Origin of the sequence: Variovorax cryoconiti (genome assembly GCF_051216395.1) — a bacterium.
Taxonomy (GTDB): domain Bacteria; phylum Pseudomonadota; class Gammaproteobacteria; order Burkholderiales; family Burkholderiaceae_C; genus Variovorax.
This window is the reverse complement of sequence record NZ_JBPJZI010000002.1, coordinates 424,634-445,089: the sequence shown is the minus strand read 5'-3', so window position 1 is coordinate 445,089 and position 20,456 is coordinate 424,634. Positions and strand designations below refer to the sequence as shown.

Annotated in this window: 13 protein-coding genes; 7 read left to right on the top strand and 6 right to left on the bottom strand. The window is 68.7% G+C overall.

Annotated elements, in window-relative coordinates:
* Nucleotides 1-2: 2 nt before the first annotated feature.
* Genes ACSFA2_RS06805 through ACSFA2_RS06795 form a run of 3 tightly spaced genes read right to left on the bottom strand, consistent with a single transcriptional unit; the run spans nucleotide 3 to nucleotide 3,111 of the window.
* Nucleotides 3-1,265 carry an AI-2E family transporter gene (locus ACSFA2_RS06805; RefSeq protein ID WP_435454557.1) on the bottom strand — a complete coding sequence of 421 codons (1,263 nt, stop codon included), beginning with the start codon at nucleotides 1,263-1,265 and terminating at the stop codon, nucleotides 3-5.
* The gene (locus ACSFA2_RS06800; RefSeq protein WP_435454556.1) at nucleotides 1,262-2,014 is read right to left on the bottom strand and encodes a LytR/AlgR family response regulator transcription factor; all 753 of its coding nucleotides are present in this window, start codon (nucleotides 2,012-2,014) and stop codon (nucleotides 1,262-1,264) included. Before ACSFA2_RS06800 ends, ACSFA2_RS06805 begins: the two co-directional genes overlap by 4 nt.
* Before the next feature lie 29 nt (nucleotides 2,015-2,043).
* Entirely contained in the window at nucleotides 2,044-3,111 is a 1,068-nt protein-coding gene (locus ACSFA2_RS06795; protein WP_435454555.1) for a sensor histidine kinase, read from the bottom strand.
* Between the two features lie 49 nt (nucleotides 3,112-3,160).
* Between ACSFA2_RS06795 and argH the strand changes: the two genes are divergently transcribed.
* From argH to ACSFA2_RS06770, 5 genes are all read left to right on the top strand, one after another.
* Nucleotides 3,161-4,558 (top strand): argininosuccinate lyase, encoded by a 1,398-nt coding sequence (gene argH / locus ACSFA2_RS06790; RefSeq protein ID WP_435454554.1) that lies wholly within the window; start codon nucleotides 3,161-3,163, stop codon nucleotides 4,556-4,558.
* Between the two features lie 208 nt (nucleotides 4,559-4,766).
* Nucleotides 4,767-5,609 carry a glycosyltransferase family 2 protein gene (locus ACSFA2_RS06785; RefSeq protein WP_435454553.1) on the top strand — a complete coding sequence of 281 codons (843 nt, stop codon included), beginning with the start codon at nucleotides 4,767-4,769 and terminating at the stop codon, nucleotides 5,607-5,609.
* Nucleotides 5,610-5,645: 36 nt separating this feature from the next.
* Entirely contained in the window at nucleotides 5,646-6,617 is a 972-nt protein-coding gene (locus ACSFA2_RS06780) for a UDP-glucuronic acid decarboxylase family protein (RefSeq protein WP_435454552.1), read from the top strand.
* Between the two features lie 7 nt (nucleotides 6,618-6,624).
* Nucleotides 6,625-8,004: a UDP-glucose dehydrogenase family protein gene (locus ACSFA2_RS06775; RefSeq protein WP_435454551.1), complete on the top strand. Its 1,380-nt coding sequence runs from the start codon at nucleotides 6,625-6,627 to the stop codon at nucleotides 8,002-8,004.
* Between the two features lie 18 nt (nucleotides 8,005-8,022).
* Nucleotides 8,023-9,510 (top strand): rhomboid family intramembrane serine protease, encoded by a 1,488-nt coding sequence (locus ACSFA2_RS06770; RefSeq protein ID WP_435454550.1) that lies wholly within the window; start codon nucleotides 8,023-8,025, stop codon nucleotides 9,508-9,510.
* Between the two features lie 21 nt (nucleotides 9,511-9,531).
* Here ACSFA2_RS06770 and ACSFA2_RS06765 read toward each other — a convergent pair whose 3' ends face one another.
* The gene (locus ACSFA2_RS06765; protein ID WP_435454549.1) at nucleotides 9,532-10,857 is read right to left on the bottom strand and encodes a hypothetical protein; all 1,326 of its coding nucleotides are present in this window, start codon (nucleotides 10,855-10,857) and stop codon (nucleotides 9,532-9,534) included.
* Nucleotides 10,858-11,042: 185 nt separating this feature from the next.
* Between ACSFA2_RS06765 and ACSFA2_RS06760 the strand changes: the two genes are divergently transcribed.
* Nucleotides 11,043-11,852, top strand: a complete 810-nt coding sequence (locus ACSFA2_RS06760) for an SGNH/GDSL hydrolase family protein (protein WP_435454548.1) — start codon at nucleotides 11,043-11,045, stop codon at nucleotides 11,850-11,852.
* 7 nt (nucleotides 11,853-11,859) lie between these two features.
* Here the strand turns inward: ACSFA2_RS06760 and opgC are convergent, their stop codons facing one another.
* Both opgC and ACSFA2_RS06750 read right to left on the bottom strand, forming a co-directional pair.
* Nucleotides 11,860-13,041, bottom strand: coding sequence for an OpgC domain-containing protein (gene opgC / locus ACSFA2_RS06755; RefSeq protein WP_435454547.1), 1,182 nt, complete (start codon nucleotides 13,039-13,041; stop codon nucleotides 11,860-11,862).
* Nucleotides 13,042-13,060: 19 nt separating this feature from the next.
* Nucleotides 13,061-14,257 (bottom strand): glycosyltransferase family 4 protein, encoded by a 1,197-nt coding sequence (locus ACSFA2_RS06750; RefSeq protein ID WP_435454546.1) that lies wholly within the window; start codon nucleotides 14,255-14,257, stop codon nucleotides 13,061-13,063.
* A gap of 180 nt (nucleotides 14,258-14,437) precedes the next feature.
* Between ACSFA2_RS06750 and ACSFA2_RS06745 the strand changes: the two genes are divergently transcribed.
* A complete protein-coding gene (locus ACSFA2_RS06745) occupies nucleotides 14,438-20,452 on the top strand; it encodes an alpha-2-macroglobulin family protein (protein ID WP_435454545.1) in 6,015 nt (2,004 codons plus the stop codon).
* The last annotated feature ends 4 nt before the right edge of the window (nucleotides 20,453-20,456 follow it).

Below are 20,456 nucleotides of genomic sequence, written 5' to 3'. Positions count from 1 at the left end.
GATCAGTCCCCCAGCAGCTCCCCGATCGGCTGCAGGTCATCCACGCGGTCGCAGATCGACTTCACGATCATCATGATCGGGATGCCCAGCAGCAGGCCCCAGATGCCCCAGATCCAGCCCCAGAAGATCACGCCGATGAAGACGGCCACGGGGTTCATGCGGCTGGTGCGGCTGGTGAGCCAGGGCACCAGCAGGTTGCCCACCAGCGTGTGGATGAGCAGTGAGGTGCCGCCGATGATCAGCGCCATCTCGACGCCGTTGAACTGCAGGAAGGCCACCAGCGCCGAGGCGCCCATGACGATGATCGAGCCGACGTAGGGGATCAGGTTGGTGACCGCCGCCAGGATGCCCCACACGGCCGCGTTCTCCAGGCCCAGCGCCCAGAACGCCAGGCCAGTGGCCACGCCGACCAACACGCTGCTGCCGATCTGCACCAGCAGGTAGCGCTCGATGTGGCTGGTGACGTCGTCGAGCACATGCACCGTGATCTTCTTCTTCTCGAGGCTGTGGCCGGTGATCTTGACCAGCTTGCGGCGGAAGGTGGTGCCCGAACACAGCGCGAAGAAGGTGAGGAAGGCCACCAGCGTGAGTTGCCCCGCGGCGGTGACCAGCCCGACCGTGCCGCTCCAGAGGTAATCGCGCACGTTGAAGGGTGGGCGCTCGACGATCACGCGCTGCACGCCGCGGCGCGCGGCGGGCGCGGCAGCGGCGGCCTGCTCGAGTTGCGCGGCCGCCAACTGCACGGTGTCGAGCGCGCTGGCGTTGTCGCGCGGCCCGCGGGTGACGGCCAGACGCAGCTTCTGCGCGGCCACCGGCAGCGAGTCGACCAGTTGTGCCGCACTGCCCGAGAGCGAGTAGCCGGTCCAGCCGAAGGCGCCGCCGATGCCCAGCAGGATGAGCGCCGCCCCCAGCGCGCGTGGCAGGTGCCAGCGCTCCAGGCGGTCGACCAGCGGCGACAGCGCATAGGTGCTGATCAGGCTCAGCATCAGCGGGATGAACACGGCCTGCGCCCAGTGCAGCGCGAAGATGGCGCCCAGCACGGCCACCACCACCAGCGACGCGCTGCGCACGTCCACCGGCATGTGGAGCAGCACGCGCTCGCGCTCTTCCTTCACGGCCTCGGCCATGGCCAGCACCTTGAGTTCGCGACGCTCCTCGTCGGTGGCACCGTCCGGCGCCCGCACGGGGACAGGCGTGGGCACGTCGGGCACGACGGGGACCTCGGGCGGTTCAGTGCCCGGCAACGGACTGACGATCGTGTTCATGATGCAGATTCCTTCAACGCTTCCCGAACCGCGGCCAGCTGGCGCCGCGACACGACCACCGGCTCCGGCACGCCTTCCAGCCGCAGCGCCCAACCCTCGGCCTCTTCGCCGTCGTCGTACTTCTCCAGCGCGCGGATCGCGGCCCGCGCCACCAGCGCGTTGCGGTGCACCCGCACGAAGCGCTTCGGGTAGCGCTCCTCGAACTCGGCCAGCGACCCGTCCAGGATGTGGCTGCGCGTCGCGGTACGCACCGTGAGGTACTTGAACTCCGACTTGAGGTAGAGCACCTCGGTCAGCGGCACGCGCTCGGTGCGGCCGCGGTCCTGGATCAGCAGGTGCTCCACCGGCGGCGCATCGGCCGCCGCACCGCGCCGGTCTTTCAGATGGCGCTCGGCCTTCTGCAGCGCCTGCTGCAGCCGCTCGACGCGCACGGGCTTGGTGAGGTAGTCGACAGCGTCCAGCTCGAAGGCCGTCACGGCGTGTGCCGCGTGCGCAGTGACGAACACGATGGCCGGCGCATCCGGCCGGCCGTGCAGCAGGCGCGCAAGGTCGACGCCGTCCATGCCGGGCATGTGGATGTCGAGCAGCACCAGGTCGAGCGCCAGGCGGTCGAGGTGCTGCAGCGCCTGTTCGGCATGCGACGCCTCGGCGATCACCTCGGCCGCAGGCGACGTGCAGTCGCCCAACAGCGTCCGCAGGCGGGATCGCGCCAGCGCCTCGTCGTCGACGATCAGGGTCTTCAGGTTCATCGGCCTCCTCCTCGCTGTCGGGATGGCTCTTACGAGCCGACGGGGATCACGATTCGTACGCGGTAATTCTTCTGTTCGAGCCCGGCGCTGAACTGGGCCTGCATGTCGTGCAGCAGGCGCAGCCGGTCGCGCACGTTCGCCAGCGCGATGCCGTGGCCGCGCGGCAGCGGCTCGTCGGCCCAGCGCAGCGGCGGCAGGCTGTTGACCACTTCGATCACCACCATGCCGCCGCGCCGCTCGGTGCGGATGCGCAGCTTGGCGCCTTCGGGGCTGGGTTCCACGCCGTGCTTCACCGCGTTCTCCACCAGCGGCTGCAGCAAGAGCGGCGGCAGGCGCGCCGTATTGGCGCTCGGGTCGATGTCCCAGCGGATGCGCAGCCGATCGCCGAAGCGCACCTGCTCGATCGCCAGGTAGCGCTCGGCCAGCGCGATCTCGTCGGCCAGCGTGACCGATTCGTCCGGGTCGGCCAGCGCGCGGCGGAACAGCTCGCTCAGGTCCTCCAGCATGGCCTCGGCCTTGGCCGGTTCCTCGCGCACCAGGGCGATCGCGCTGTTGAGGGTGTTGAAGAGGAAGTGCGGCCGGATGCGGGCCTGCAGCTCTTCCAGCCGCGCCGTCATGGCGGCCGGCGTCTGGCCGCGGGCGCGCAGCACCAGGGCCGCCATGATCACGGCCGCGAACATCGCGCCGGCCGCCGCACTGGCGACCCAGGGCGCCGTCGCCACCACGCCGGTGAGCCAGAGCAAGGCGCAGCCATAGAGCGCCGACAGCGCGCCCAACGTGGCACCTGCCGCGTACTGCGCGGGGCGCGACAGGCGGGCCAGGATCTTCTTGAGGGCGCAGGCCGCCACCAGCCAGAGCAGCGTGGCGGGCAAGGCACCGCCGGTGACCGTCGCGGCCAGCACCAGCCACTCGCCGGGGGTGGTGCCGACGAAGAGCGTCGTCACCGCCACCACGGCCTCCACCAGCAGCACGGCGCGCAGCACCACCCCGATCTGGCAGGCGTCGAACAGCCCCCCCGTTCCGGCGCGCGAAGGCCCGCGGGCCGCAGACCGCGCAGGCGTCGAAGAGGTGGCCGATAAAATCGACGGGTTGCGCATCACAGACACATCGGGTAACCGAACCATTATTGCCTTGCCAAGGCCTCCCATGACCCAAAACCAACTCGACAAGAAATCCGAAGCCTGGTCGGCCCTGTTCTCCGAACCCATGAGCGACCTCGTCAAGCGCTACACCGCCAGCGTCTTCTTCGACAAGCGGTTGTGGCAGGCGGACATCGAGGGTTCCTTGGCGCATGCCGGCATGCTCGCCGCACAGAAGATCATCGGCGCGCAGGACTTGGCCGCGATCGACCGCGGTCTGACGCAAATCCGCAACGAAATCGAGTCGGGCACCTTCGACTGGAAACTCGACCTGGAGGACGTCCACCTCAACATCGAGGCCCGCCTGACCCAGCTGGTCGGCGACGCCGGCAAGCGCCTGCACACCGGCCGCAGCCGCAATGACCAGGTCGCGACCGACGTGCGCCTGTGGCTGCGCGGCGAGATCGACCTGATCGGCGCTCTGCTCGTCGACCTGCAGAAGGCGCTGGTCGACATCGCCGACAAGAACGTCGAGGTGATCCTGCCGGGCTTCACCCACCTGCAGGTGGCGCAGCCGGTGAGCTTCGGCCACCACATGCTGGCCTACGTGGAAATGTTCAGCCGCGACGCCGAGCGCCTGCTCGACGTGCGCAAGCGCCTGAACCGCCTGCCGCTGGGCGCCGCCGCGCTGGCCGGCACCAGCTACCCGCTCGACCGCGAGCTGGTCGCCAGGACGCTGGGCATGGACGGCGTGTGCCAGAACAGCCTGGATGCCGTGAGCGACCGCGACTTCGCCATCGAGTTCACCGCCACGGCGTCGCTGGCGATGATCCACATCAGCCGCCTGAGCGAAGAACTGGTGCTGTGGATGAGCCAGAGCTTCGGCTTCATCGACATCGCCGATCGCTTCTGTACCGGCTCGTCGATCATGCCGCAGAAGAAGAATCCGGACGTGCCGGAACTCGCCCGCGGCAAGACGGGCCGCGTGGTCGGCCACCTGATGGGCCTGATCACCTTGATGAAGGGCCAACCGCTGGCCTACAACAAGGACAACCAGGAGGACAAGGAGCCGTTGTTCGACACCGTCGACACGCTCAAGGACACGCTGCGCATCTTCGCGGAGATGGTCGGCGGCATCACGGTCAAGCCCGACGCGATGGAACGCGCCGCGCTCAAGGGCTATGCCACGGCGACCGACCTGGCCGACTACCTGGTCAAGAAGGGCTTGCCCTTCCGCGACGCGCACGAAACGGTGGCGCACGCGGTGAAGGCGGCCATTTCGCACCAGGTCGACCTGTCCGAACTGCCCCTGACCGTGCTGCAGCAGTTCAATCCGTCGATCGAGAAGGACGTGTACGACGTGCTGAGCCTGCGGGGCTCGCTGAACGCGCGCAATGTGCTGGGCGGCACGGCACCGGCGCAGGTTCGCATCCAGATCGAACGGCACCGCGCTCGCCTGGCCTGAGCAACGGGGGCAACGGCGAGACACCCGCCCCCTGCCCTTTCGTCCGCGCCAGTTCACATTTGTGACTTTTTTTGGTGTTTACGCGCATATCCATCCCTGTCCAATCGGACTATGCGGGCCGAAATGTAAGAAGTTGGTGCTAAAGTTTGGCGCTCCCCCACTCCTCGCGCAGGGTCGTTTTCCTTGAGCCGCGCGATGCCCCGAACCCATGGAACCTTCCCGTTGCGTCGTCGTCATCCTGACCTTCAACTCCGCCGAGATCATCCCGGAGACCGTGGCGCAGGCGCTGAAGGTGAGCCCGCGGGTCTTCGCGGTCGACTCCTTTTCAAAGGACGGCAGCCCTGACTTGCTCAAGGCGCTGGGCTGCACCGTGGTGCAGCGTGCCTTCAGCAACTACAGCGACCAGCGCAACTGGGCCATCTCGCAGGTCGAGAAGGACTTCGAGTGGCAATTGCACCTGGACGCCGACGAGGTGCTCGACGACCGCGCCGTGGAGGAAATCCGCGCCCTGATGGCCGGCACGCCGGACCATGACGCCTACATGCTGCGGCGACGCGACTATTTCATGGGCAAGATGCTGCGCTTCAGCGGCGTCAACCCGTGGCACCTGCGCCTGTTCCGCTCCGGCAAGGGGCGCTGCGAATCCCGCCTGTACGACCAGCACTTCATCAGCCCCGGCAAATCGGCGCGCCTCACGGGCTTCATGCACGACAAGAACTCCGCCAAGCTGGCCGACTGGATCGCGAGCCACAACCGCTGGAGCGACGCCGAGGCCAAGGAAAAACTCGGTCCGCGCGACAACGCCGGCGAGGGCGTCCTGCAGCCGCGCCTGTTCGGTGGCAGCCGCGAGCGCACCCGCTTCATCAAGGAGCTCTATTACAAGTTGCCCATCGGCACGCGTGCGCTGAGCTATTTCATCTACCGCTACGTGTTCCGGCTCGGCTTCCTCGATGGCACGATCGGCTTCTACTTCGCGTTCTTCCAGGCCCTGTGGTTCCGCATGCTGGTCGACGCGAAGATGTACGAGCAGCGCATGCAGCGCGCCCCCTGATTCTCTTTTTTTCCCCTTTATGGAGTGACTTCGCCCATGCGCCAATACAACGCTTCGAAGCGAATCCTGGTCACCGGCGGTGCCGGTTTTCTCGGTAGCCACCTCTGCGACCGCCTGATCGAACAGGGCCACGACGTGCTCTGCGTCGACAACTTCTTCACCGGCACCAAGCGCAACGTGGAGCACCTGCTCGACCACCCGCGCTTCGAGCTGATGCGCCATGACGTGACCTTCCCGCTGTACGTCGAGGTCGACGAGATCTTCAACCTGGCCTGCCCGGCATCACCGGTGCACTACCAGCACGACCCGGTCCAGACCACGAAGACCAGCGTGCACGGCGCGATCAACATGCTGGGCCTGGCCAAGCGGGTGCGCGCGAAGATCCTGCAGGCGTCGACCAGCGAGGTCTATGGCGACCCCGAGGTGCATCCGCAGTACGAAGCCTACTGGGGCCGCGTCAACCCGATCGGCATCCGCAGCTGCTACGACGAAGGCAAGCGCTGCGCTGAAACCCTGTTCTTCGACTACCACCGCCAGCACCAGCTGCGCATCAAGGTCGTGCGCATCTTCAACACCTACGGCCCGCGCATGCATGCGAACGACGGCCGGGTGGTGTCGAACTTCATCGTGCAGGCGCTCAAGGGCGAGGACATCACGATCTACGGCGACGGCCACCAGACGCGCAGCTTCTGCTACGCCGACGACCTGATCGAAGCCATGCTGCGCATGATGGCCACCGGCGACGAGTTCCCCGGCCCGGTCAACATCGGCAACCCCGGCGAGTTCTCGATGCTCGAGCTGGCCAACAAGGTGATCGCGCTGACGGGCTCCAAGAGCAAGCTGGTGCGCCTGCCGCTGCCGTCGGACGACCCGAAGCAGCGCCGCCCCGACATCACGATCGCGCAGAAGGAGCTCGGCGGCTGGACGCCCCAGACGCAGCTCGACGAGGGTCTGAAGAAGACCATCGCCTACTTCGACAAGATCCTCACCGAACCCGCAACCGTCTGATACTCCCATGAACGTCTCGATCATCGGCACCGGCTACGTCGGCCTCGTCACCGGCGCCTGCCTGGCAGACATCGGCAACCACGTCTTCTGCCTGGACGTCGACCCGCGCAAGATCGCCATCCTCAAGGACGGCGGCATCCCCATCTACGAACCGGGCCTTGAGGGCGTGGTGCACTCGAACGTCGAAGCCGGCCGGCTCGACTTCTCGACCGATATCGAAGCCTCGGTGGCGCACGGCGACATCCAGTTCATTGCCGTGGGCACGCCGCCCGACGAGGACGGCAGCGCCGACCTGCAGTACGTGCTGGCGGCCGCGCGCAACATCGGCCGCTACATGGAGAGCTTCAAGGTGGTGGTCGACAAGTCGACCGTGCCGGTGGGCACCGCCGACAAGGTGAGCGCTGCCATCCAGGAAGAGCTCGACAAGCGCGGCCGCAGCGACCTCGGGTTCTCGGTGGTGAGCAACCCCGAATTCCTGAAGGAAGGCGCAGCCGTCGACGACTTCATGCGCCCCGACCGCATCGTGATCGGCGTGTCCGGCGGCGACAACGGCCGCCGTGCGCTGGCGTCCATGCGCGAGCTCTATGCGCCCTTCAACCGCAACCACGAACGCACCCGCGTGATGGACGTGCGCTCGGCCGAGTTCACCAAGTACGCGGCCAACGCGATGCTGGCGACCCGCATCAGCTTCATGAACGAGCTGGCCAACCTGGCCGACCGCGTGGGCGCCGACATCGAGGCGGTGCGCCAGGGCATCGGCTCCGACCCGCGCATCGGCTACAGCTTCCTGTACGCCGGCACCGGCTACGGCGGCAGCTGCTTCCCGAAGGACATCCAGGCGCTGACCCGCATCGCACGCGAGAACGGCCAGACGCTGCGCGTGCTGGAATCGGTCGAGGCGGTCAACGACGAACAGAAGACCGTGCTGACCGACAAGGTCTTCGCGCGCTTCGGAAAAGACCTGAGCCAGCACTGCTTCGCGCTGTGGGGTCTGGCCTTCAAGCCCAACACCGACGACATGCGCGAGGCGCCCAGCCGCGTGGTCATCAGCGCGCTGCTGCGCGCCGGCGCGCGCATCGTGGCGCACGACCCGATCGCGGTCGAGGAAACCCAGCGCGTGCTCGCACTCGACTTCGCCGATGCGCCGCAGTTGCTCGACAAGATCAGCTACGCCAAGTCGCCGATGGCCGCCGTGGAGGGCGCGGACGCGCTCATCATCGTGACCGAGTGGAAGGCCTACCGCAGCCCCAACCTCGAGCGGCTGAAGACGACGATGAAGTCGCCGGTGGTGTTCGACGGCCGCAACCTCTACGAGCCGGCCATCATGACGTCGGCCGGCGTGATCTACCACGGCATCGGCCGCAACAGCCTGCACGCCGCCGGCTGACCGGGCCGCGGTCGCGCCGTGTTCTACGCGATCCCGCTGGAAAGCCGGCCGAGCTGGCGCAACCCGCCATGGGCCACGATCCTGCTGATCGTGCTGAACATGGTGGTGTTCTGGGGCCCGCAACGGGCCGAGGAACGTGCGGAAGAACGCGCCGCGCAGTTCTATGCGACCAGCTCGCTTCCGGCACTCGAACTGCCGGCCTTCGTCGACTGGCTCGCGAAGACCGGTTCGCCGCACGCGGAGCGCGCACGGCGGTTGCTCACCCTTCATGCGGTCGAGCCGCTGCTGGACGGCCTGCAGAACGAGCCGCGCTTCCTGAAGCTGCTGCACGACGGCGTGGTCGTCACGCCCGCCCATCCGCAGCATGCGCAATGGCAGCAGGACCGTGCGCAGTACGAGCAGAGGCTGCCGCCACCCTTCACGCGCCGCTGGGCGCAGGACTACAGCGCCGACGCCGAGTCCAAGCCCTGGACCTGGATCACCGCCGCCTTCCTGCACGGCAGCACCGGCCACCTGCTGGGCAACATGCTGTTCCTCTTCCTGTTCGGCTTCTCGGTCGAACTGGCCCTGGGCCGCGGCACCTACCTGGCCTTCTACCTGCTCGGCGCCGTGGGTGCCGCGATGCTCGCCGGCTGGGCCTATGCGGGCAAGGGCAGCATCGGGCTCGGCGCATCGGGCGCCGTGTCGGCGCTGATGGGCATGTACGCGGTGCTCTACCGGCTGCGGCGCATCCGTTTTTTCTACCAGCTATTCTTCTATTTCAACTATGTCACGGCGCCGGCGCTGATCCTGCTGCCGGCCTGGATCGCGAACGAACTGCTGCAGCACCTGCTCGGCGGCCAGGGCATCGCGTACATGGCGCACCTGGGCGGCCTGCTGACCGGCGCAACGCTGATGGCCGCCGCGATGCATCTGCGCAAGACGCGTCCGGTCGAGCTGCCGGCGCCCCCTGCGCCCGACCCCTTCGAGCGGCACAGTGCGGCGGCGCGCAAGCTGGCCGCGGAGATGAAGTTCGACGCGGCCTGCGCGGAATGGCGCGCCGCGGCGCAGCACCGGCCGGACGATGCCGACGCGTTGCGGGCCTGGTTCAACCTGGCGCGCCTGCAACCGGCCGGTGACGATTTCCACCGCGCGGCGCAGCGCATCTTCCGGCTGCAGCGCCAAGACCCGTCCACGCTGGAACTGCAGCACGCCAGCTACCTGACGTACCTGAACCAGGCCAGGCCGGGCGCGCGGCTGTCGCCGGGCGACATGGCGCGGCTCGCGCGGCGCTTCACGCGCGCGCAGCAGTTCGAGGATGCGCAGCGGCTCTGTCAGGCACTGGCCAAGACGGCGCCCGACCACGCGGAGCTGGCCGACACGCTCACCGTCTGCGCCAGCGGCCTGCTGCAGGCCGGCCGCCACGCACAGGCGCAGCAGTGGCTGCCGCAATTGCTGCGCGTGGCACCGAACGACATGGTCACGCGCACGCTGCTGCAGCAGGCGCCGCCAGCGGCACCGGGCTGACCCTCGAAGGTTCCGGAGGTCTCAGGAGGCCGCAGGCGCCAGCGGTGCAGCGGGTGCGCTGCGGTCGCGCAGCAGCCAGCGCACTTCCTGCGTCTGCGGCGCCTCGGGATAACGCGACTCCAGCACGGCCAGGATCGGCTTCGCCAGGTCGACCCGGGCCAGGCCCTCGACCAGCACGCGCGCGGCCAGTTCGTAGACCTGCGGAATGGCGGCGTGGCCACGGAAGCGTTTGTCGAAACCCTTCACCCAGGCCAGCGCCGCGCGCGCATTGCCGCTGCGCCATTCGAGCCGCGCGAAGGCCAGCACCGTGTCGCCGTCGTCGATCTGGAAGGCCGGGTCGCGTTCCGCGCAGGCCCGCACCACCTTGAGCGCTTCGGACGTCAGGTCGCGCCGCATCAGCAACGGGACGAAGCGGCGCGCATGGTCCAGCAGCGTCGCCAGCTTCTCGGGCGCCAGCAGCAGCACCCGGTGGTAGCGGCGCTGCGCGGCCAGGTCGTCGGGTGCGGTGCGCTGCGCCTCGTAGGCCAGCGCGAGGGCGCCGATCACGTCGCCGTCGGTCACCAGCTGCGCAACCTCGGCATCGGCCTCGTCGCGCGCAATCTGCGCTGGCGTGCGGCGGTCGGCTTCGTCCTCGTCGGCACCGGCGCCGGGCAGCAGGTCGATGCCGAGGTCGACATGGTTCTGGTACATCACGTAGCCCAGCAGGCTCGCCATGACCCAGCTGAAGTAGATGAGCAGGAAGTTGAAGATCGGCAGCGCCAGCCACGGGCTGATGGCCGGCAGCACCATCGCGAGCGCCAGCTGCGCGCCGGTGCTGAGCAAAAAGAGGAACAGGCACAGCAGCGCATAGGGCCAGCCGATGGCGCGCACCGTCATCCAGAGAAAGGTGGGGTTGAGCGACTGCCAGAAACTGCACGACTGCACCAGCACGATGACCGTCGCCGGGAACAGGAAGGACAGCGCGAACAGCCCCAGCGTGGCGAGCACCGGGCTCAGCAGTCCCAGACCGCCGACGACGAAGCCCTGCACCAGCGACACGGCGAACAGCTTCCAGGGCAGGTTCGTCCAGTCCTCGTCGAGTTCGCGCGGGAAGTCGCTGGCACGCACGATGCCGCGCGAGCCCAGCGCGATGACGCGGAAGCCGTAGCGGCTGGCCGCCAGCAGGATGCCGAGTTCGACCAGGACGATCGCCAGCACCTGCGGCAGGAAGAACAGCACCTGCGCCAGCAGGCTGCACAGGGACAGCACGAGCGCGTAGGCCAGCGGCCGCAGCTGGAACGGGAACGCAAAAAAAGTGTTGAGCCGGTGCCAGAAAGGACGCGGCGTCGCGGGTGCGGGTGAAGACATGGCGGACGGTCCCTCCGAAAGCTGCTGCGCAGTATAAGTTTCAATATGTTTCAGTGGTGCCGAATGCCTCCTGCTGTTGCGTGTGCGCCGCGCTCCTGCACGCCTGATTGCCATTTCTGGCCGTGGGGCGCGAAACTTGCCAACCTCGCGCCACTCCCACGCGTTGTTCGACTGCCATGCGCCCGATGAAAGCCGCCTTCTCACTCTCCGCCCTCTGCCTCGCCTGCGCCGTTGCCACGGGCGCTGTCGCGCAGGCCGAGCCCCGCATGGTCTCCCCGGCGGCGCTCACGGTCGCACCCTCGCCCCCCTCGCCCGAGTACCAGGCCGCGATGACCCGCTGGCAGAGCTCGCTCACCGCCTTCGCGCATGCCGACAAGGAAAAGCTGCCGGGCACCGACGGCGTGTTGTTCGTGGGCAGTTCCACCATCCGCTTCTGGACGCACCTCGCGCAGGATTTCCGCCAGTCGCCGGTGGTCATCAACCGCGGCTTCGGCGGCTCGACCATGGCCGACTGCAGCCTGTTCGCACGCGACCTGGTGGTGCGCTACAAGCCGCGCCACGTGCTGGTCTACGCTGGCGACAACGACCTGGCCGAAGGCCGCACGCCGATGCAGGTGATGGAGAGCTTCGCGCGCTTCGCCAACACGGTGCGCGACGAGCTGCCGGGCACGCGCATCAGCTACATCTCGATCAAGCCCAGCCCCTCGCGCGAGGCGTTGCTGCCCCAGATCCGCAGCACCAACGCGATGATCGCGGCGTATGTGCACACGATGGCCAACGCCGACTACATCGACACCTTCACGCCGATGATGGGCGAGGACGGCCGTCCGCGCGCCGAGCTCTTCCTGGGCGACCGCCTGCACATGAACGACGCCGGCTATCGGCTGTGGCAGTCGGTCATCAGCGCGCATGTCGCGGCACCGGCGGTGCTGGCCGTCACACCCACGCCGGGCGCCCTGGCGGTGCCGACGGCGGCCCTCCGGCCGAAGCACTGAAGCGCTCTCAATCCCCGGCCCGGGCCCGCGCCGCCTTGCGCGCATCGACCCACAGCGTGGCCCGCGCCACCGCGTAGAACGCGGCGAACACCACGGCCAGCAGCAATGCGTCGCCCCACGCCGGCCGCGCGGTCTGGCTGCTGCCGTAGAAGGCAAGCACCAGCAGCACGGCGACCAGGTGCGCGCAGAACACCGGCAACGAGGCCGATCCCATCGCCTCCAGCCAGTGCAGACGCGGCAGACGGCGCATCAACGCCGGGCCGAAGGCGATCGCCAGCACGCCGAGCGCGACCAGGTTGACCAGCCGCAGCGGTCCGAGCAGCCACTTGTCGAACAGCAGGTTGAGCTGCACGTCGCCGCCGAACGGCGCCTGCCCGTCGGGCCCGTGGTGGCGCCAGTAGAGGCCATAGAGCGCGATGGCCACGCCCGCCCACAGCAACCAGCGCGGCAGGCGCAACGGCTGCGCGCCGGGCGTGCTGCGACTCGCGCCCAGCCAGAGCCCCATGAACCAGAGGAACTGCCAGGCATAGGCATTGAAGGCGCCCATCTCCTGGAAAGGCACCGGCAGCCCGGTCCAACGCACGACCCACCCGTAGATCCATTCGCTGAAGCCGAACTGCGCCGCCGCCCAGACGGCCGTGCTGGCCAGCGCCACTGCGGCCCAGCCGTGCCGCAGCGAGAAGGCCAGCACCCACGGGCTCAGCAGCATGAAGAAGATGTACATCGGCAGGATGTCGAGCAGCGGCGGCTCGTAGACCAGCGCCAGGCCGTAGAGGAAGGCATGGCGCGGCTGCGTCAGGTAGTAGGACATCAGGTCCTTCACCGCGGGCTGGTCGATGCGCAGGCCCACGGCCGCGATGATGGTGAACAGGAACAGCAGCGTGGCCGCCTGCGCCATGTAGATCTTGAGCGCGCGCTGCCAGAACGCGCGGCGCATCGCGTCGACGCCGTCGCGGTAGGCGGTGCGGGTGTAGACCAGCCCGGCCATGAAGGCCGACAGCAGCACGAAGCCCTCCGCCGCCGACACGAAACCCAGGGGCTGGCCCAGCGGGTCGGTCAGCCGCGACGGCAGGTGCGTCAGGGTCATCAGCACCAGCATCAGGCCGCGCAGGGCGTCGACCTCCCAGTAGCGCGTCGAGGCAGTCGACGCAGGCCGTTCGGCGGCAGCGGAAGGCGGTGCGGCCGTCATCGGCAGGCGAACGGGCGGTTCAGTCGAGCGCGCGGATCGCGTCGACCACGACCTCGCCGTAGCGCTTCCACGAATAACCGGCCGCGTGCTGCGCCGCCTTGTCCTTCATCGCGACCAGCGCCGGCCGGTGCTGGCTGAGCCAGGCGAGCTTGGCGGCGATCTGCTCGGGCGAGCGGATCGGCACCAGAAAGCCGGTCTCGCCCTCGACCACCAGGTCGGCGCCGCCGGTGTTGGGCGTGATGACGACCGGCAGGCCCTGGCTCATGGCCTCCTGCATGACCAGCGCGCGCCCCTCGACGATCGACGGCAGGCAGAACACGTCGCAGCTGCGCATCAGCGCCAGCACCTCGGCGTGGGGCCGGCCCTTCTCGTGGGTGAAGCCGGCGTACTGGCTGCGGTAGAAGTCGAGGCCGGCCATGGGCGCGCCCATCACCACCAGCTCGATGTTCTCGCCGCGCAGCAGCGTCATGGCCTGCAGCAGGTCGCCCAGGCCCTTGCGCTGGCCCATGGAGCCGGCGAACAGCACGCGCATCGGGCGGCCCGGGTCGAGCGCCGCGTCGGACCAGCCGCCGGTCCAGACCGGTGGCGAACCGAAAGGCGACATGACGACGGCCTTCTGCGCCGCCGACGCCGGCAGCGAATCGCGCACGAAGTGGCTGGCCACGACCACCAGGTCGGCCAGCTCGAGCTCCTGCGTCTTGCGCTCGAGCTTGGCCGGCGAATCGAGCAGGCCGCCGCCCAGCGTGGGCGCCCAGGCGGGCAGGCGCTCGGCCTCTTCCTGCTGCAGCCGGCGGCCCAGTTCCCAGTAGGCGATGGGCAGGTCGTACACGCGCTGGAGGCCCAGCGTGCGGGCGGCGCGGAAGGTGTCGAGCGCGCCATCCTCGTAGGCGTACACGGCGCTCAGGCTGTCGCGCGAGACGCGGCGCGGCAGCGCGTGCGCCACGAAGCGATCGAAGTCCTGGATGATGGCGTCGGTCGACGCGAAGCCCTGCTCGTGCCGCAGCGCCGAACGCCAGCCGACCGCGCCGCACGCCACCCGCGCCAGTTCGCGCCATGGATGCTGCAGCACCTTGTCGCGCGACACGTCGAAGCGGCGGCGCAGCCACTCGCGCCGCATCTTCTCGGGCATCAGCCGGAGCAGCGGGCTGTGCTCGTCGGCCGCCACCGTGGTGGCGAAACGGCCCAGCATTCCCGCTGTCTGGAGGGCGTCGAGCATGGCCCGCACATTCTGGTTTCCTGCGGGGTGGCTCAACAGCAAGGTCATGGCGGCCGATCATAGTGGAGCCCTCGGCTGCCAAGACGCATGGGCTCACGCCGCCGACGCCCTCTCGCGCTCGAGGCCGGGCGGCACCGTCAAGGACTTGCGCTACCCTCCCGGCTTCTCAGAGGAGCAGGCATGAAGAGAACAACAAGCAGATTCGCGCTGGCCGCGATGCTGGCCCTGGCGACGTTCCCGGCGATGGCCCTTCAGGCGATCAGCGTCAGCCCGCAGGGCGAGGTGTCGCGGGTACGGCAGGTGGTCGCCAAGTTCGACCAGGCGGCCGTCAATTTCGGAGACCCGAAGGCGCCGGCGCCCTACACGGTCAGCTGCAACGACGCGCAGGCCGGCAAGGGCACGCCCCGCTGGACCGGCGAGAAGCAGTGGGTCTACGACTTCGAAAACGACCTGCCGCCCGGTGTGCGCTGCACCGTGACGCGCGTGGCCGGCTTCAAGTCGCCGGCCGGTGCCGAGCTCACCGGCCCGCAGCGGCAGGAGTTCAGCACCGGCGGTCCCTTCGTGCGCAGCATCCAGCCGAGCTACGGAAAGATCGACGAGCAGCAGTCCTTCGTGCTCGAACTCAACGGCCCGGCCACGCTCGCGAGCGTGCGCGACAACGTCTGGTGCGTGGCCGACGGCGTGGGCGAGCGCATCCCGGTGAAGCAGCTCGACGGCGACGACCGCACCGCCCTGCTCAAGGCCTTCGGCCGCGAGCGCCAGGCCCAGAAGGAGCCGCTGCGCTTCGCCACGTTGCAATGCAACCGCACGCTGACCGCCGGCAGCCGCATGCAGCTGGTGTACGGCAAGGGCGTTGCCACGCCGTCGGGCGTGGCCAACACGATCGAGCGGCGCTTCAGCTACGAGGTGCGCGAGCCCTTCGCCGCGACCTTCACTTGCGAACGCGAGAACGCGCAGGCCGCCTGCCTGCCGCTGCGGCCGATGGAGCTGCGCTTCAACGCACCTGTCACCCGCAAGATGGCCGCGCAGATCCGCCTGGCCGGCGGCGGCAAGACGATCGAGCCGAAGGTCGACGAGGACAGCGGCAACGACGATGCCGTCGTGAACGGCCTGAGCTTCCAGCCGCCCTTTCCCGAGAACACCAAATTCAGCGTGACCGTGCCGTCTTCCTTCGAGGACGCCTCCGGCCGCCCGCTCGGCGTGCCCTTCAGTTTTCCGCTGGACACGGCCACGGGCGCCATGCCACCGCTGGCCAAGTTCGCGGCCTCGCCCTTCGGCGTGATCGAGCGCCTGGCCGAGCCCGGAGGCGTCGCGATGATGCCGGTGACGGTGCGGCGCGTAGAGCCGGCCCTGCAGGTGCAGGCGCTCACGCCCGGCAAGGTGAGCGACCTCAACCCGACGACCGACGCGGAAATCATCGCGTGGTTCCGCAAGGTGCGCCGCTACGACGGTTACACGGTGAACCGCTCGATCGCCGCGCGGGACGTGAAGGCGCCGCTGCCGAAGGTGATCGACAAGGACAACCGGGACAGCGTGCAGACGCGCATGGTGTCACTGCTCGGCGGCCAGGCCGGCGTGAAGACGCTCGACATGCCGAAGACCGAAAGCGGCTCCAACGTGAACGAGCGCCCCTTCGAGGTGATCGGCATCCCGCTCACGCCGGGCTTCCACGTGCTGGAGATCGCCTCGCAGAAGCTGGGGGAGTCGTTGCTCGACGAACGCTACGGCAGCAGCCGCACGATGTACGTGCGCACCACGGCGCTGGCGACCAACCTCGCGGTGCACTTCAAGCTGGGCCGCGAGAACGCCGTGGCCTGGGTCACCACGCTCGACAAGGGCCAGGTGGTGCCGAACGCCGCGGTGCGCGTGTCCGACTGCCGGGGCCAGGAGGTCGCGCGCGGAACGACCGGCCCGAACGGCGTGGCGACGCTGGAGGGCATCTCCGCCACGCCGCCGAGCTGCAACTCGGAGAACGAGTACAGCGGCGACGCCTACTTCGTCAGCGCCCGCGCGACGCTCACCGACGCCGGCGACAAGAACGCCAAGCCTGTGCAAGACCTGGCCTTCACCTGGAGCGACTGGCAGCGCGGCATCGAGCCCTGGCGCTTCAACGTGCCGACCAGCCAGGAGCCCGAGCCCGACCGCGTGGCCCACACCGTGTTCGACCGCACGCTGTTCCGCGTCGGCGAGACCGTGTCGATGAAGCACCTGATCCGCACGCAGACCAGCAAGGGCTTCGGCCTGCCCGACACGCTGCCCGACACGCTGGTGATCACGCACACCGGCAGCGGCCAGCAGTTCACGCAGGCGATCGACTGGCGCAAGACCGGCAGCGGCGGCCAGAGCGCGGCCAACACCTTCGCGATTCCACCGGCCGCCAAGCTGGGCGTCTACCAGGTCGAACTGCGCAGCGGCAAGGACAAGGCGGAAGACGAGGACGGCCGCCGCAGCTACGGCACCGGCCTATTCCGTGTCGAGGAATTCCGCCTGCCGGTGCTCGAAGGCCGCGTGACGCCGAGCGACAAGAAGCCGCTGGTCGCCATCACCGCGCTGCCGACCGACGTGCAGATCAACTACGTGGCCGGCGGCGGCGCCGCCAACCTGCCGGTGCGCGTGTCGGCCATGGTGCGGGGCAAGAGCCTGGACTTCGCGGACTACGACAGCTTCACCTTCTCGCCGCCGCGCAAGCGCGACGACCAGGCCGCGTCCGACGCCGATGAAGAAGCATCGTCGTCGGCAGACACCCGCGTGATCGCCGACAAGCTGCCGCTCACGCTCGACCGCAACGGCACCGGCAAGCTCACCATCGACAAGGTGCCGCTGGCCAAGGCGACGCCGCGCGAGCTGCTGATCGAAGCCACGTATTCCGACCCGAATGGCGAGGTGCAGACGATCCGCAGCACGCAGACGCTGTGGCCCGCCTCGGTCATCGCCGGCCTCAAGACCGAAGGCTGGATCTCGACCGACAAGAAGCTCAAGTTCCAGGCGCTGGCGCTCGACCTCACCGGCAAGCCGGTGGCCGATGCCAAGGTGAAAGTCAACGCCGTGGCGCGCATCACCACCACCAGCCGCAAGCGCATGGTCGGCGGCTTCTACACCTACGACAACAAGACCGAGGTGAAGGAACTGGGCACCGTGTGCAGCGGCAACAGCGACGCGCGCGGCCTGGTGCTGTGCGAAGCGGCGCTGAAGGAGGCCGGCCAGGTCGAGCTCATCGCCATCGCCACCGACAAGGAAGGCCGCGAAAGCCAGGCCGCCAGCTCGGTCTACGTGACCAAGCAGGGCGAGCTGTGGTTCGGCGGCGAAGACCACGACCGCATCGACGTGCTGCCGGAAAAGAAGAACTACCAGCCGGGCGAGGTCGCCAAGTTCCAGGTGCGCAGCCCTTTCCGCTTCTCGACCGCGCTGGTGTCGGTCGAGCGCGAGGGCGTGATCGAGACGCACGTGGTGCAGCTCAACGGCCAGGACCCGACCGTGAGCCTGCAGGTCAAGCCCGAGTGGGGGCCGAACGCCTACGTGAGCGTGCTGGCGCTGCGCGGCCGGCTGCGCGATGTGCCCTGGTACAGCTTCTTCACCTGGGGCTTCAAGGCGCCGCGCGAATGGTGGACAGCCTTCTGGGTCGAGGGCAAGGAATACGTCGCGCCGACCGCGCTGGTCGACCTGAGCAAGCCGGCCTACCGCTTCGGCCTGGCCGAGATCCGCGTGGGCACGGCGGCGCACCGCATCGACGTGAAGGTCGCGAGCGACAAGCCGAGCTACCCGGTGCGCGGCAAGGCGCAGATCACCATCACGGGCAAGCTGCCCGACGGCAAGCCGGCCGCCGGCGCCGAAGTGGCGCTGGCGGCGGTCGACCAGGCCTTGCTGGAGCTCATGCCCAACGACAGCTGGAACCTGCTCGAAGCCATGCTGCAGCGACGCAGCTGGGGCGTGAGCACCTCGACGGCGCAAATGGAAATCGTCGGGCGCCGGCACTACGGCAAGAAGGCGGTGCCCGCGGGCGGCGGCGGTGGCAAGGGCCAGACCCGCGAACTGCTCGAAACGCTGCTGCTGTGGAACCCGTCGATCGTGCTCGATGCCAACGGCCAGGCCGTGGTGACGGTGCCGCTCAACGACGCGCTGACCACCTTCAAGATCGTGGCGGTGGCCGACATGGGCACCGGCCTCTTCGGTACGGGCCAGGCCAGCATCCAGGCCACGCAGGACCTGCAGATCATCAGCGGCCTGCCGCCGCTGGTGCGCGAGGACGACCAGTTCCGCGCGCAGATCACGCTGCGCAACACGACGCAGAAGGCGATGAAGGTGGAAGCGTCGCCGCGCGCCACGCTGCTCACGCTGGAGACGCAGACCATCGACATCCCGGCCGGCGAAGCGCGCGAGGTGGCGTGGAACGTGACAGCGCCGGCGCAGCTCGCGCAGACGCGTGCCGAAGCCATCCTGTGGGAGATCGAGGCGAAGGACACGGTCAGCGGCGCACGCGATGCGCTCAAGGTGCGCCAGCGCATCGTGCCGGCCGTGCCGCTCACGGTGCAGCAGGCCACGCTGGTGCAGGTCGACGGCAGCTTCACGCTCGACGTCGCACCGCCAGCCGACGCATTGCCAAGCCGTGGCGGCCTGAAGATGTCGCTGCAGCCCAAGCTGGCCGAAGGCATGCCGGGCGTGCGCGACTGGTTCGCCAACTACCCCTTCGCCTGCCTGGAGCAGAAGACCAGCAAGTCGATCGGCCTGCGCGACGGCAAGCTGTGGCAAGGCGTCGTCGCGCAGCTGCCGAGCTACCTCGACAGCGACGGGCTGGCGAGCTACTTCCCGCCGCGCGACGGCGAGTCGAACCGCGGCAGCGACATCCTCACGTCGTACCTGCTCGCAGCGACGAACGAGGCAGCCGCCATCGACCCGGCCTTCGCACTGCCCGACGAGGCGCGCGCGCCAATGGAACAGGGCCTGATCGCTTTCGTCGAAGGCCGCATCCAGCGCGAGTTCTGGAGCCCGCGCAAGGACCTGGACGTTCGCAAGCTGGCCGCGCTCGAGGCGCTGTCGCGCTACGGCAAGGCACGCGGCAGCATGGTGGCGAGCATCACCATCGCACCAAACCAGTGGCCCACCAGCGCGGTGATCGACTGGCTGCAGATCCTCAAGCGCGTGAACGACGTGCCGCAGCGCCAGCAACGCCTGGACGAAGCCAGCAACGTGCTGAAGGCGCGGCTGAGCTACCAGGGCACCAAGGTGATGTTCAGCACCGAACAGGACGACTACTGGTGGTGGCTGATGACCAACGGCGACGTCAACACCGCGCGCCTGCTGCTGGCCGTGATGGACGACCCGGCCTGGAAGGACGACATCGGCAAACTCGCCAACGGCTTCATCGGCCGGCAGCAGAACGGTGCCTGGCACACGACCACCGCCAACCTGTGGGGCGGGCTCGCGCTCGATCGCTTCTCGAAGGTGTTCGAGAGCGTTCCGGTGGCCGGCACCACGACGTCGGTGCTGCGTGCGCCACCGGTCGGCAACGCCGATTCGGCGGCGCGCACCGACAGCATCGACTGGCGCCGCGTCGAGCGCGTGAAGACCAGCGACGCCGCGGGCGCCCCTAACCAGACGACCTGGTTCGGCGCACCGGCCTCGCCGGGCAACCTGCGCAACAACACGATGTTCCTGCCCTGGGGCCAGCCGCAGAAGGAAACGCTCACCGTCACGCACGACGGCGTCGGCAAGCCCTGGCTCACGCTGCAGTCGGTCGCGGCGATCCAGCTGAAGGCGCCGTTCGCGGCGGGCTATGCGATCAAGAAGACGATCACGCCGGTCGAACAGGCCACCGCCGGCAAGTACACCCGCGGCGACGTGCTGCGCGTCACGCTCGAAGTCAACGCCAGCGCCGACATGACCTGGGTGGCGATCACCGACCCGATCCCGGGCGGCGCGACCATCCTCGGCAGTGGCCTGGGCCGCGATTCGCAGATCGCCACGCAGGGCGAGAAGAAGAGCGGTGCCGGCTGGCCGGCCTTCGAGGAGCGCAGCTTCGAATCCTTCCGCAGCTACTACGAGTACCTGCCGAAGGGCGTGGTGAAGATGGAGTACACGGTGCGCCTCAACAACGTCGGCGACTTCGCGCTGCCGCCGAGCCGTGTCGAGGCGATGTACGCGCCCGAGATGTTCGGCGAGACACCGAATGCGCGGGTGAAGGTCGAGGCGGGGCGCTGAGCCC